Raw genomic sequence first — 13741 nt, 5'->3', positions numbered from 1 at the left:
GGGGATCGCCGTCACCGGGTCCGTTTCTGTCGGGAAATTCTGGACAGGTGCGACGCCGCGCATGCTTTCGTCTGAAGCCCTGCGCGGCGCCCAGGTGTGGAAGATGCCCAAGGAAAGTTGCAGCTTCGGGACAGGACCGTTAAATCCGTGCCCGCCGGCGAACATCAGGCGGTGGCGGTTACCCCTGCGCGGTGCCGGGGGCCGCAGCGGCAGCCGCCGTCTCGGCCAGCTTGCGATCGCCGGCGGCGATACCCGCCTGCACCAGGCGCTGGGCGACGCCGGCGAACTGGCGTTCCGCCCGCAGGAACGCTTCCACCGGCATGATCAGCATGCCGTTGGGCGCCAGTTTCGGCCGGCCGTCGGCGTCGGCATCGTCGAACACCGCACGCGCAAGCTCGATGCGTACGACGCCGCCGGCCAGGCGGATGGTGCCGAAACCGTCGATGAAGATGTCCTGGTCGACCATGGGTCTGCTCCTGAAACGGGCCGGGACCTGCGATATCCCCGGAACGGCCGGCACACTAGCCGTCGCCGGTAACCGTTTCATGACAGATCCCAAGTGGAGCGGATGAGATCGGATACTCATCCCCAGGCGCGCAGATAACTCCACCATTCGGGGAGTTTCATGATACTCAATGGTTAGAAAGGTTGACGTATCGGGGCCTTCGGCGCCAGAATTCAAAGATTACGCACTCCAGAACAGAGCGGCCCGCGACGACGAGGCAGCCCACCTGCGACGACAGGTTTCACCGGAACACGAGGAGGAGACGAAAATGACCGAGAGGGACGCCACCGCCACCGACGAGCTGGAGCCGGCCGCCACCGAGGCCGAAGGCACCACCGACACCACGGCGGCAACCGATACCGCGGCAGCCGACGGTACCGATACCGTCGAAGCCGACGCTCTTGAAGCCGACGCTCTTGAAGCCGACGCTCTTGAAGATTTCGATCTCGAAGACGTCGAGATCATCGAAAGCAAGGTTTTCGCCTGACCGGCCGACACGGCCCGCGCGACGCCGCCCCCGCTGCTCCGCGATCCGTCCCGGCCGGACACCGGCCCGCTCCGACATGACGACGACAGGATCCGGCCGTGCCCTTGCGCATCTCGCACAGGCACGAAGCGTTCTCGTTATGTCCGCCGACCGGCCGGTGCACCCCCGTGACCCCGGTGTAAAATTCCGCGTCGCTGCCGCCCCGTCGCATGACCGGCCATTTCCGAATGAGCCAGGATCCGGACCTTTTGTCTCCGGATCATCAGGGGATGGACATGCCCGATACCATGATCGCCCGCACCGCCACCGCGGCCTCTGCGAGCTTCGGCGCGAAGCCGACCCTCCGCGTCGGTCTCGTCGCCTATAACTGGGAAGCCGACACCTCGCTCGCGCTGTGGAACCTGGTGACCTATGCCCGGCGCACGCCCGCGATCGCCGAGCGTGTCACCTTCGTCGAACACTGTGCCGCCACGCCCAAATCCCTGATGGATGAAGAGGCGCAGCTGTTCTTCCTGCTGAAATGGCAGGAGACCCACAATTTCGACGTGGTCGGCTTCTCCTGCTACATCTGGAACATCAAATTCGTGCTGCGCGCCGCCAAGGCGATCAAGGAGCTGTGGCCGCAGACGGTGGTGATCTTCGGCGGCCAGCAGATCCGCGGATCCTATGTGCCCTTCGTGTTCGATCGCGAGCGCTGCGCCGATATCTGCGTCTGCAACGAGGCCGAGGTCACCTTCCGCGACCTGCTGAATTCCTTCCTCGACGGCAGTCCGAAGCTCTCGACCGTGGGCGGCATCGCCTATATGGCGCCCGACGGGAACACCGACGACTTCCTGATCTTCGACGGCAGCGGCCGCGTGCCCGCAGGCACGGCCTATCACGAGACCGCCGAGGCCGCGCTGATCGAAGACATCAACGACATCCCCTCGCCCTATCTGGGCGGGATCGAGCTGCCCCATGGCGGCGCCTTCCTCTACGAAGCCTCGCGCGGCTGCCCCTATCGCTGTTCCTTCTGCATCTGGGGCGAGAGCAAGGGCGTGCGCGAATACGAGATGGAGCGGGTGGAGGCAGAGCTTCACAACATCCTCTCGCATCATCCGTCGCACATCATGTTCTGCGACGGCACCTTCAACATGCGCAAGGAACGCGCGGCCCGGATCCTGGAAATCCTGGTCGAGCATCTGCGCGACGGCCGGGTTCAGCCCTTCAGCCTGCTGCTGGAGCTGAAGCTCGAGATCATCGACGACAACCTGGCCCGGGTGATGGACGAGCTGGTGCGGCTGAACCCGCTGGTCACCTTCGAGTTCGGCCTGCAGAGCGCCAGCCAGGAAGCGGCGAAGCTGATGCGCCGCCCCTTCACCGAAGACCGCTTCCGCCGCGCCTGGAACCGGCTGTCGGACAAGCTGAAATCCTCGGCGATCATCGATTGCATCTACGGCCTGCCGGGCGACGGCATCCCGCAATTCATGCAGACGGTGGATTTCTGCTACTCGCTGAGCCCGCACCGCATCCAGGCCTTCCGGCTCTCGATCCTGCCCGGCTCGGAATTCGAGCGGCAGGCCCAGGAGCACGAGATCCGCTATATGCGAGAGCCGAACCACATGGTCTACGAGACCAAATGGCTCAATCTCGACCAGATGGCCTGGGTGGAGACCTTCGGCTTCGCGGTGGCCGACCTCTACCACTTCCACGGCACCACCATCAAATGCCTGCTGGCCATGAAGGATCAGCTGGGCGTCGACGGCTTCAGCGACCTGATCCGCCGCTTCGTCGACTGGGCGGGCCGCGACCGGATCCTGGGCAGCATCTATGCCGGCAACCGGCCGGAGGGCCGCTGGCGGGCGATCGACCTGTCGAAACCCTTCGAGCAGTTCATCCAGACCCGGCTTCTGCCCGATGCCGGCATCACCGATCCGTCGATCCGCGACCGGCTGCACGACCTGTTCCGCTACGAGGTGACCATGGGCCGCGTCGCCGTGGGCGGGCTTGCCGAAACACCGCTGCCGGCGCTGTCGGCCGGCGGCGGGGCGGGTGAACTCGCCATCCGTGTGGAGCTGATGCACAGCCGCTTCGACATTCCGGGCTTCATCATGGGGGCCCATGGTCGCGGCGACATCGACATCATGGATATGGACGAAACGGACAGTTACGTCGCCTTCACCCAGAAGGCCGGCCATCAGGGGGTTCTGGTGCCGATCTCCTACCGGATCAGCGGCCGCATGGCCGGGCTGATCGAGGCGGCGCGGCGCGACACCGCGGCCGGCGCCGGGCTGGCGCCGGTGCTCTCCAAGCTGGTGAAGATCGGCATCGTCGCCGAAGCGACCGGCAGCTGAGGCATCGCATCGCCCGTATTGCACTCCGGGTTCGGATGGATCAACCTCGGGTTATCCATCCAACCCGCGCCGGAGCCGCCCCCGTGCCGCCCATCGAACCACCCTCGCTCGACTTCGTCTGGCCGGTCGTGACCTTCGCGATCGTGGCCCTGCTGTCACCCGGCCCCAACACCGTGCTGCTCACCACTTCGGGCGCCAGCTTCGGCTTCCGGCGCAGCCTGCCGGCGATGGCCGGCATCTGCTTCGGGGCCCCCCTTCTGATCCTGGCGGTGGGGCTGGGTCTTGGCGCCATTCTTGAAACCGTGCCCGCAACCCGGATCGCGATCGAGGTGATCGGCGTCGCCTACATGCTCTGGCTCGCCTGGAAGATCGCGAGCGCCGAGCCCAAGGGGCTGGACCAGAACCTGAAACAGGCCGAGGGCCGGCCGGTGGGCGCGTTGCAGGCGGCCCTGCTGCAATGGGTCAACCCCAAGGTCTGGACCATGGCGGTCGCGACCATGGGGGCCTATGGCGCGGCGGCCAACAACCCCACCGTTCAGGCGGTGATCATCGCGCTGATCTTCTTTCTGGTCTGCGTGCCGGCCGCGGTGATCTGGACCGGCTTCGGCGTCGCGGTCCGCCGGCTGCTTGCGACGAGGCGGGCGGTCAGGATCTTCAACACCGTCATGGCGATCCTGCTGGTCGCCTCTCTCATTCCCATCGTGGCGGGCTGACGCTGCAGCGCAGCCAGGCCTCCCCAGGATCAACCTGCCCGGGATCAACCCTTAAGGACTCCCCGATGGACAAGCCCGCACCGCTCGGCGTCGGCCTGCAGTACAATCCCGAAATCCTCGACTGGTTTCCGTTCGAAACCCAGCCGGTCGACCTGTTCGAGATCCTGCTGGACGCGATCATGGGGCCGCTCGACAGCCCCTGGATCTTCCGCCCGGGGCAGGAGCGGCGCATGCAGGCGCTGGGTGCCGCGAAGCCGCTGCTCGCCCATTCCAATTACGGTTGCGAATTCGGCTTCGGCCGGCTGGAAGACACGCCGGCCGTGCGCCGCCATGTGGCGCTGGCCAAGGCGATCAACAGCCCCTGGGTCGGCGATCACTGCTTTTATGGCGACGGGTCCTGGCTCGACATCTGGTCCAGCCCGGTGCAGTTCTCCTCGCCCGAACTCGTCCGGGTCGCCGACCGGGCACGGCGGCTGCAGGACATCTACGGCATGCCGCTGGCGCATGAGAACGCGGCCTATTACATGCCGACCCCGGGGGCTGCGATGCGCGAGGCCGAATTCATGGCCCGGCTGGTCGATCGCGCCGGCACCTGGCTGCATCTCGACCTGCACAACGTCTATACCAATTCAGTCAATCTGGCCGGCTACGACGCCGCCGACTATCTGGCGACCATCCCGCTCGACCGGGTGGTCTGCATCCATCTGGCCGGCGGATCCTGGTATGACGGGCTCTATCACGACTGGCATGACAGCACGGTGCCCGAACCGGTCTGGGCGATGCTCGATCAGGTGCTGTCCCGGGCCCTGCCCTCGGCGGTGATCCTGGAATTCCAGGGCCGCGCCCATCACCCCCAGACCCGCGAGCTGGGCGGGGCGGAAGACGAGGCGATGATCGCCGCCGATCTGGCCCGCGCCAAGGCGGCCTGGGATGCGGCAGCACACCGCCATGGCGTGGTGCCGCCGGTTCGGGAGATCGCGTGATGACCGCCATGCCCCCGCCCGCCGCCCCCATCCCCGGTGCCGGGCTGCCCGCCGCCACGGTCTATGCCACCTGGCGGCGGATCCTGCGCGAAGCGCCGCTGGCCGAGGCGATGTTCGATCCCGCGATCGACGATCAGACGCTGGGCCGCCGCTTCGGCCTGGACGATGACGGCGTGGCCACGGTACGTGCCTATGCCGCGACACCCAAGCCGACGCGCATGTTCATTCTGAACTACCGCTTCCGCATGACCGGATCGGTGCAGAACGCGCTGGAAACGGCGGCCCCATTGACCATGCGGGCGCTGAAGGGCAAGGGGCTGGACCTGCGCGAGCTGGCCGAAGGCTTCCTCGAAGCCGATCGCTGGCAGGATGACGGCCCCTTCGTCGTGGGCTATTGCGCCCGGATCCTGGACCATCTGGCCGCCGATCCCGCGACCGGGGCCCCGGCGGGGCTGCGCGACCTGATCGCGCTCGACCGCGCCACGGCCGGGCTGCTGATGCGGCTTGCCGATGCGCCGCCGCAACCGGCGGTGCCCGCAGGGCATGTCGGCCTCACCGGCCGCGCGGTGGCCGTCACCACCAGCCATGATCTGGCCCCCTGGCTGCGCAATTCTGCGGCGCTGGGCCGCGAGGATCTGCCGGCGCGGCCGGCCGCCTATCTGGTGGCCATGCCCGATCTGGCCGCCGCGCCCAAGGTCTCGGCCCTGCCGCCGCGGGGGGCCCTGATGCTGGCGGCCCTGGAAGAAGGACCGCTCAGCCCCGCGGCACTCACCCGGCGGCTGGGCGGTGCCGGCCCGCAGGATGCGGCCCTACTGGGCAAGCTGGCCGAACGCGGCGCGGTGGTGGGGGCATGACGGTCGCGACCCGCCCGGCCCCATCCGCCACCCGTCTCGCCACCGCAGATCAGGCCGCCACCACAGACCAGGTCTCCACCACAGGCCGGGCATCCGCTGGCGACCTGCCCGCCATCGACTGGTTTCCGCTGTTCTGGATGCGCGGCGCCGGTTTCGGCTTCGCCCGGTTGCGGCGCGCCTGTCTGGACGCGGACATTCTGGCCATGATCGATGATCCGGCCGTCACGCCCGATACCCGCGCCGCCGCCTTCGCCCCTGCCGCGGCCGATGCCCGGCGCCGGCTGGTTGCGGCGCTCGGCGATGCCATGGCGGAAGAGGCGCTGTTTCTGTCCAACCGCGACGCGCCGGCGCGCATCGCCGAACTTGCGGCCGAAAACCTGGATCAGCCGCGCAAGCGCGCCCGCCAGAAGCTGCGTCTGGCCTGGAGCTATCTGCAGCGCTTCGCGGCCAAGAACGACACCGCGAGCTTTTTCGGCCCCGTCGCCTGGGGGCGGATCGATCCCCGATCCGAAACCGCGCTGCAGGTGACCGGCGATCCGGACCGGGTCATCGGCGACCGGATCACGGTGATCGAACACTGGGTGGCCGAGGCCCTGGCCGAAGCGGTGGCCGCCGATCCGGCGCTGGCCGGGCAGCTGCCGCTGATCCTCAACCCCGGTTGCACGCTGGATGATGCGGGCCGGCTGCGCCTGCCGGTCGATCGCAGCACCCCCCTGCCCGCCCGGGTCGCCGCGGTGGTGCGCGCGGCCATGCGGCTGGGGCCGGCGCGGCCCGCCGAGCTTGCCGCCGCCGCAGCGACCGGGGACGCGGCCGCCGCCATCGACATACTGGTCGGCCGGCGGGTGCTGCTGCCGGCGCTGACGCCCGCGCCCGGCAGCCGCCGGCCGCTCGATCATCTGGCCGGGCTTCTGGGGCGGATCGGCACACCGGCCGCCGGCCTCTGGCTGGATCGCATCGCCGCGATCGAGGCCGGCGCCCGCGATTTCGCCGCCGCGGCCGGGTGGCCACGCGACCGGCTGGCGATCCTGGACCGGCTGCACGCCCTGCTGGCCGCCGCCGGCGCCGACCGCGAGCGCGACCATGGCCGGATGTATGTCGGCCGTCAGCCGGTCTACGAAGATTGCGCCCGGGCCGGCACTGTCGTTCTGGGCGGGCCGTTCCTCAAGGCCGCCGAACCGGATCTGGCCCCGGTGCTGAACCTGTACCGGCGGGTGGCGACGGCCGCGGCCATGCTGATCGCCGATGGTCAGGCACAGGCCTTCGACCGGCTGGTGCATGACGGTGCCGCCGATGCCGGGGGAACGGTCGATCTGGTCCGGCTGCTGGCCGCCACCCCCTCGGCCGATCTCGCGACCGCCGCGGTGGCGGTGATCGAGCCGGTGCTGCGCGAGGCCTGGGACCGGTTGGCCACTGATGCCACCGTCGATGAAATCGCCCTCACCCCGGCCGATATCGCACATGTCGGTGATGCGGTGGAGGGCGCCGTCCGCCGCCTGCTGCCGCAGGCACCCCGGCCGGTCACCCTCGGTCTCGACATCGCCTCACCCGATCTGATGATCGCGGCGGCAAGCCCTGCGGCGATCATCCGCGGCGACTGGCGGCTGGTGATCGGCGAGGTGCACCCGGCGGTCGCCACCGCCGTGCAGCCGGTGGCCATGCCCTTCTGCCCCGATCCGGACCGGGCGGCCGATCTGGCGGCCGGCTGGGCGCTGGCGGATGCCGCCGGGCCGGCGCGGCTGGGCCTGGCCGATGACGGCCGGCATTACCAGCGGTCGCATATCGACTGGCCCGAACACCCCGGCTTCATCGACATCGCCCTGCCCGGCGATGCCGCGACCGGCCCGCGCCGGCGCATCCGGGCGGCGGAGGTCCGGGTCCGGCGCGCGGCCGACGGCACGCTGCGCGTCCAAAGCCGCTGCGGACAGGATGACGACCTGGGCACCCTTACCCGCACGGCCCTGCACCGGGCGATGTTCACGCTGGCCTCTGCGGTGACCGGGCGGCATCTGGCGCCGCGGCTGGTGCTGGGCCGGCTGGTGGTCAAGCGGCGAAGCTGGCGGATCAGAGCCGGTGACCCTCGCCCCGGCGGCAAGCCGGCAGAGGATGCCGAGGCCTTCCGGGCCATGCGCCGCTGGGCGCGGGATCTGGGCCTGCCGCCGGCGATCTTCGCCAAGGCGCCCGGCGAGCCCAAACCGGTCTGCATCCTGCTTGATGCCCCCCAGGGGGCGGAAATGCTCGCCCGGCTGTTCGACCGCGACGAGCCGATCGATCTGGCTGAAATGTCGCCGGGCCCGGACGACCTCTGGCTCGATGCCGGCCCGGAAGGCCGGGTGACGGCAGAATTCCGCCTCAGCACCCGGCTTCGCCCGGCAGCCCCCACGAAAGACCCGGCATGACGACGCTGACCGCGCCTGAGATCGACACCACGGCCGCTGAGAGCGCCGGCGCCGCGATCGCCCGCGGCTGCTTTCCCGCCCGGTTTGAACATGCCGAGATCACCGATCCGGCCCGCGGCCGGCGGATCGAAATCACCGATCCCGCGGGCGATGGCCATTGGGTTCTGGGCCCGGCCGAATTCGAAGTCGCCCGGGTCTTCGACGGGCAGTCGAGTTTCGACACCCTGTCCGCCCGGCTGGCGGCGCGCGGCATTCGCGCCGATGCGGCCAAGCTGATGCGGTTCGAAACCAAGCTTCTGGGGCTTGGCCTGCTGGAGATCGACGGCCGCGGCAACCGCGCCCGCGACCCGTTCACCGGCTTCGATTTCGCCCTGCTCCACCATCTGGTCATCCAGCGGCTGGGTGTGGTCCATCCCGAACCGCTGCTCGACCGGCTGCTGGCCTGGCCAGGCGCGGTGCGGATGGGGTTGCTGGGGGCCGTGACCCTGGCCGCCCTGGCAACCCCGGTGCTGCTGGTCGTGATGGGCGGGCGCTTCCTTGACGAGGCTTCGGCCACACTGACCGGCTGGATGCTGCCGCTGCTCTATCTCGTGACGCTGGCCAGCGGCTTCCTGCACGAAGGCGGCCATGCACTTGCCTGCAGGGCGCTTGGCGTTAAGGTGCGCGAGACCGGGTTCGCGATCTATTTCCTGATGCCCTTCGCCTGGACCCGCCCCGACCGGCGCGACTGGGAGGCGCTGGCCATGGGGCCGCGCATGGTCGCGATCCTGGCCGGCCCCTTCGCCAGCCAGGCCCTGGCCGGGCTGGGGCTGGCGGCGATGATGGCCGCCCCCATGGGCAGCCCGCTGCATTCGGGCGGCGTGATCCTGGCTGCGGCCGGGCTGTTTGGCGCCACCGTCACCCTGCTGCCGGTGCTGAACGGCGACGGCTATCTGATGCTGGTCGAGGTGCTGCGCCTGCCCAATCTGCGCCGCCGGGCCTTCGATCATCTGCGCCGGGCGGTCGGGCTGCCGGCCCCCGCCCTGCCGGCATCGCTGCCCGCCGGACGCGGGCCGCTGCTGCTGGCCGTCGCCGTCGGCACCATCCTCGGCTGGGCGGGGATCTGGGTCGGCATGGCGTGGTGGCTGGGCGGCATGATGCTGGAGTTGATCCGATGACCGCCCCCTCTCCTGCCAGCCCCGCCACCTATGGCAGCCGTGCCCACTGGGACGGCGTTCATGCTCTGCTGGAGGATCGGGCCCTGCTGGAGGATGGCGGCTCCGTCCGGCCAAAGGCGGCAGGCGCGCTGCTCGACCACATGGCGGCGGTGGCCGATCGTCTGGCCGGGGCCGACGGGGTGGTGATGGATCTGGGGGCGGGCCAGGGGGCGCTCGCACGCGCCCTGGCGCAGCCGGCCCCTGCACATCCGGCCTCGACGAATCCAGGTCGCCTGGTGATCGCCAGCGACATCGCGGCCGGCCCCCTGGCGGCCATCCGGGCGCCGGGCATCGCCGGGCTCGTCGCCGATGCCGCCCGGCCGGCGCTGAAGCCGGGGGTGGTTGATCTGATCACCTGCCTGCGCGGCCTCTGGACCCTGCCCGATCCGGCAGGGGTGCTGACGGCGATGGCCGGGCTGCTGGCGCCCGGCGGCCATATTCTGGTGCAGCTCTGGGACAGGCCGGCCCGCTGCCGGCTGATCGGCACCGGGGCCGCCCTGCTCGGCAAGGTGCTGCCCGATCTCACCCGCCCCGCGGGCGAGGCCGGCCCCTTCGACATCGATCCGGACGGGCTGGCGGCGCTTGCCGCCCCGGCCGGGCTGGAGCTGGTCGCGATCGAGGATGGCGCCGCCACCGCCGAGATCGGCGATGCCGCCGGCTATTGGCGCGAATTCGACGCCCTGGCGGAAACCGCCGCTGCGGCCAGGCTGCGCGCCCCGGCCGCCCTGCAGGCAAGGCTGGATGCCGCCCTGCCGGGCGTGCTGGACCGGGTTCTGCCGCGCGGCGACGATGCCGCCGTCTGGCAGGCGCCGATCGCCTGGCATCTCTGCACCCTGGCGCCGCGCATGGCGCCGGAAACGGTCACACCGACGGGCTGATCTCCGGCGAGCTGACGCCCCCCGCCGCAATGGTCTTCGCCAGCTGACGGTCCATTGCGGCCAGCAGATCGGATCTGAGTGCGTCGAGTTCCGCCAGCGCCCGGGTGAACTGCTGGCCGGTCCGGGCGATCTGGGCCGCGGCATCATCCCGCGTCGCCGCATCGCCATCGCGGCAGGCAAGCGCATGGGCCAGTTCGGCATCGCCGCGGGCATGGTCGATGCGCCCGATCCGGGCATCGAGTTCGCCGAGACGGTCCTGAAGGGTGGCGGCTGCGGGATCGTCCACATCCTGCAGTGCGCGGACCGCCTCGATCATCCGCACCCGGGCGGTGGTATGGCTGCAGGCCAGGCGCTGGCGGCGCACCGGCATCGGACAGAGCCCCGCGCGCACCACCCCGTTCGGCAGGTCGGAGGGCAGCGGCGTCTGCCCGTCTGCCGCCCGCAGCACCCGTTCATGGACCATCCCGCAATCGACGATGCGGGCAGCGGCGATTTCGGCGCGCAGCCCCTCCAGCCGCATCTGCGGCGGAAGGGGCTGCAGGACCGAAAGGTCAGGGACGACGGGTGCGGCAGGATGCAAGCAGAACCCCTCCGGAGTTGACGTCAGGCGGTGGCGGCGGCCGCGCGCAGCCGTTCGACCGGCCGTTCGCGGATCAGGATATGCAGCAGGGCCGAGATCAGGCCCAGCCCGACCGACAGCCACCAGACCGGATCGTAAGAGCCGACCATATCGAAGATCCGGCCGGCAAGCCACGAGCCCAGGAAGCCGCCCACCTGATGGCCCATGAACACCAGGCCGAACAGGGTGGACAGATAGACCGGCCCGAACATATGCGCCACCAGCCCGCTGGTCAGCGGCACGGTGCCGAGCCAGGTAAGGCCCAGCAGGAAGGACATGGTGATGACCAGGGTGGGCGACAGCGGCAGCAGCAGGAACCCCAGGAAGATGAACGCCCGGACGGTGTAAAGCAGCGCCAGCGCATCCTTTTTCTGGATCACCGTGCCCAGCTTGGCGAAGCCATAGGTGCCGAAGATATTGCCCAGCCCCACGGCGGTGAGTGCCGCGGTCGCCACCCAGGGCTCCAGCCCGCGATCCGCGGCATAGGCCGGCAGATGCACGCTGATGAAGGCGAGGTGAAAGCCGCAGACGAAGAAGCCGGCATTCAGCAGCCAGAAGCCAGGGGTGCTGAAGGCCTCGCGCACCGCCTCGCCCAGGGTCTGGCGCGAGACGATCGGGTCGCCGGCCTTCGACGCCCCCATCAGCCCCAGCGCCAGCGGCACCATCAGCGCCGAGGTGATGCCCAGGATCACCAGGCTCCACCACCAGCCGGCGGCATCGGTCAGCCCATGGGCATAGGGCAGCGCCACGAACTGGCCAAGCGACGAGCCCAGGCTGGCCAGCGCCAGCGCCGAAGCGCGGAAGCGTTCGGGCGCCGCGCGCCCCACCGCACCCAGGATGACGGTGAAGCCCGCGCCGCTCAACCCGATGCCGATCAGGATGCCGGCACCGGCGAGTTCGAGTTCCGAGCCCGAAAAGGCGAGCCAGACCACACCCACGGCATAAAGCGCGCCGCCGGCCAGGCCCACCGCCATCGGCCCGCGCTTGTCGGCCAGCACGCCGGCAAGCGGCGCAAACAGGCCCCACATCAGATTCATCAGCCCCAGCGACAGCGCATAGGCTTCGCGCCCGGTACCGATCGCCTCGCTGACGGGGGTGAGATAAAGGCCCAGGCTCTGCCGGACCCCCATGGACAGGGCCAGGATGCAGCCTGCCGAAATCACGATCAGGGCAAGCGACCGGGGCATCCGCCCGTCATCGCCGCCTCTGGACACACCGCCTGCGGTGCCGCGCGCCACGCTCATGGCGTCGTCTCCTCCACACGGGCCCTGATCCCCGGCCCGGCCGGCCCCAGCCGGCCAGGTCCGCTGATCGGGCTCTGGCTCTCCGGTGTTCCAGGCGGCATGGCGTCTTCTGGTCCTGCCCTGTCGAGCCGGCGCCATGTTTCTCATTGCTTCTTGGGGCGCAGTATCGCGCGAAGCCGGGTGCGCTTCAATGGTCGAATGTGGTTGTAAAATACACACGCACGACGCGCAGCAGCGCAACCGACCTTCGCAGGCGGGTCCGATCAGGCGAACAGGCTCTCGTCTTCGGCCCCCAGCGATTCGACCGCCAGGCCGTCGGCCCCGGCGGTGAAGATGGTGACCGAGGCCGGGCGCGGGCGGAATTCCAGCACCCGGTCACTGCCTCGGGCATGGCCGACCAGCACGTTGATCGGCACGAAATGCGACACCACGACCACCAGCCCCGACAGGCCCCGGGCCGCCTCTACCACGCCGGCCGCCCAGGCGCGCTGTGCCGCCGGCATGTCGCCCCAGCCGCGCCCCAGCCAGTCCTTGATGTCGGCCGCGCGGGAGACGACCGGCTGGCCGTCGGTCCAGGGGATCTCGGCAAAGGCGGGCGCGGGTTCGGGCGCAAGCCCCAGCGCCGCACCGATGATGGTCGCGGTCTCGGTGGTGCGGGCCAGCGGGCTCGCCAGCAGCCGGGGGCGCCGGCCTGCAAGCAGCGCCGCCAGATGCGCCGCGGTCTCCGCCGCCTCCTCGCGGCCGCGCGGCGCCAGCGGCGGGTCGCGCAGGTCCTCGGTCATGCGGGTGGCGGTGCCGTGGCGAACGAAAAGCAGGCGTGTGGTCTGGCTGGTCATCTGGCGGGCTCCCGGGCGTTTCCGTATCTGTTATGGCGCCAGCCTGCCTGCGCTTTGATGACGCTTGCAACCCCGGGGATGCACAAGCGGGCAGGAACCTGCCGATCCGTCAGGATTGCCGCCGCCGTTCAATCATAGGATGATGGCCTGTGCCGACCGCCCATCCCCCATCGGAGGCCCTTGTTCCATGCCCTCTTCCGCCCGTCTGAACCGACGCCTGCTGCTGGCCGGGCTTGCCGCCCTGCCCCTGGCTCTTGCCGCCGGCCGCCCAGCCCTGGCCCAGTCTGCCGACGATCAGGCCGCCCACGGCAATCCCGATGCCGCCGGGCTGTGGCGGACGATCGACGACGAAACCGGCAAGCCACGGTCTCTGGTCAGGATTTTTGAGCGGGACGGCCGCTGGTACGGCCGGATCGAAAAACTCTTCCGCGAGCCGGGCGAGGATCCGGATCCGGTCTGCCATGAATGCACCGACACCCGCGCCGGACAGAAGATCGTCGGCATGGAAATCCTGACCGGTCTGGTCCGCGACGGCCTGGCTTACGAGGGCGGCGAAATCCTCGACCCCAAGAACGGCGAGATCTACGACGCGAAGATGACGCTCTCGCCCGACGGCAGCACGCTGGAGGTCCGCGGCTTCATCGGCCTGTCGCTGTTCGGCCGCAGCCAGACGTGGATCCGGGAGGGCTAGGCCCGG

The 13741-nt window shown here is 69.9% G+C and carries 13 protein-coding genes; 9 read left to right on the top strand and 4 right to left on the bottom strand.

What is annotated here, in order from left to right; genetic code table 11:
* Positions 1-178: 178 nt before the first annotated feature.
* Complete coding sequence (locus WI697_RS20105) at positions 179-466, bottom strand: hypothetical protein (protein WP_062770022.1); 288 nt, start codon at positions 464-466, stop codon at positions 179-181.
* A gap of 307 nt (positions 467-773) precedes the next feature.
* Between WI697_RS20105 and tmoA the strand changes: the two genes are divergently transcribed.
* From tmoA to WI697_RS20065, 8 genes are all read left to right on the top strand, one after another.
* Entirely contained in the window at positions 774-992 is a 219-nt protein-coding gene (gene tmoA / locus WI697_RS20100; RefSeq protein ID WP_345959707.1) for a 3-thiahomoleucine biosynthesis pearlin carrier peptide TmoA, read from the top strand.
* A 269-nt stretch (positions 993-1261) separates the two neighbouring features.
* Positions 1262-3325 carry a B12-binding domain-containing radical SAM protein gene (locus WI697_RS20095; protein ID WP_345959706.1) on the top strand — a complete coding sequence of 688 codons (2064 nt, stop codon included), beginning with the start codon at positions 1262-1264 and terminating at the stop codon, positions 3323-3325.
* Between the two features lie 83 nt (positions 3326-3408).
* The gene (locus WI697_RS20090; protein WP_062770031.1) at positions 3409-4038 is read left to right on the top strand and encodes a LysE family translocator; all 630 of its coding nucleotides are present in this window, start codon (positions 3409-3411) and stop codon (positions 4036-4038) included.
* Between the two features lie 65 nt (positions 4039-4103).
* A complete protein-coding gene (locus tag WI697_RS20085) occupies positions 4104-5021 on the top strand; it encodes a DUF692 domain-containing protein (RefSeq protein WP_062770034.1) in 918 nt (305 codons plus the stop codon).
* Positions 5021-5875 (top strand): hypothetical protein, encoded by an 855-nt coding sequence (locus tag WI697_RS20080; RefSeq protein ID WP_345959705.1) that lies wholly within the window; start codon positions 5021-5023, stop codon positions 5873-5875. Before WI697_RS20085 ends, WI697_RS20080 begins: the two co-directional genes overlap by 1 nt.
* The gene (locus WI697_RS20075; RefSeq protein WP_345959704.1) at positions 5872-8271 is read left to right on the top strand and encodes a lantibiotic dehydratase; all 2400 of its coding nucleotides are present in this window, start codon (positions 5872-5874) and stop codon (positions 8269-8271) included. The genes WI697_RS20080 and WI697_RS20075 overlap by 4 nt, the downstream gene beginning before the upstream one ends.
* Positions 8268-9428 carry a M50 family metallopeptidase gene (locus WI697_RS20070; protein WP_345959703.1) on the top strand — a complete coding sequence of 387 codons (1161 nt, stop codon included), beginning with the start codon at positions 8268-8270 and terminating at the stop codon, positions 9426-9428. Before WI697_RS20075 ends, WI697_RS20070 begins: the two co-directional genes overlap by 4 nt.
* Positions 9425-10345: a class I SAM-dependent methyltransferase gene (locus tag WI697_RS20065; protein ID WP_345959702.1), complete on the top strand. Its 921-nt coding sequence runs from the start codon at positions 9425-9427 to the stop codon at positions 10343-10345. The genes WI697_RS20070 and WI697_RS20065 overlap by 4 nt, the downstream gene beginning before the upstream one ends.
* Here WI697_RS20065 and WI697_RS20060 read toward each other — a convergent pair.
* The 3 genes from WI697_RS20060 to WI697_RS20050 all read right to left on the bottom strand — a co-directional run bounded on the left by WI697_RS20060 (position 10329) and on the right by WI697_RS20050 (position 13044).
* The gene (locus WI697_RS20060) at positions 10329-10925 is read right to left on the bottom strand and encodes a hypothetical protein (protein WP_345959701.1); all 597 of its coding nucleotides are present in this window, start codon (positions 10923-10925) and stop codon (positions 10329-10331) included. The genes WI697_RS20065 and WI697_RS20060 overlap by 17 nt on opposite strands.
* Positions 10926-10948: 23 nt before the next feature.
* Positions 10949-12208, bottom strand: coding sequence for an MFS transporter (locus WI697_RS20055; protein ID WP_345959700.1), 1260 nt, complete (start codon positions 12206-12208; stop codon positions 10949-10951).
* Positions 12209-12471: 263 nt separating this feature from the next.
* Positions 12472-13044, bottom strand: coding sequence for a histidine phosphatase family protein (locus WI697_RS20050; protein WP_345959699.1), 573 nt, complete (start codon positions 13042-13044; stop codon positions 12472-12474).
* A 187-nt stretch (positions 13045-13231) separates the two neighbouring features.
* Between WI697_RS20050 and WI697_RS20045 the strand changes: the two genes are divergently transcribed.
* Positions 13232-13735 (top strand): DUF2147 domain-containing protein, encoded by a 504-nt coding sequence (locus tag WI697_RS20045; protein ID WP_345959698.1) that lies wholly within the window; start codon positions 13232-13234, stop codon positions 13733-13735.
* Positions 13736-13741: the final 6 nt, after the last annotated feature.

Source organism: Tistrella mobilis (assembly GCF_039634785.1).
GTDB classification, from domain to species: Bacteria; Pseudomonadota; Alphaproteobacteria; order Tistrellales; family Tistrellaceae; genus Tistrella; species Tistrella mobilis.
Note: the sequence above shows the minus strand (reverse complement) of the source record. Positions and strands in the feature narration are given on the sequence as shown.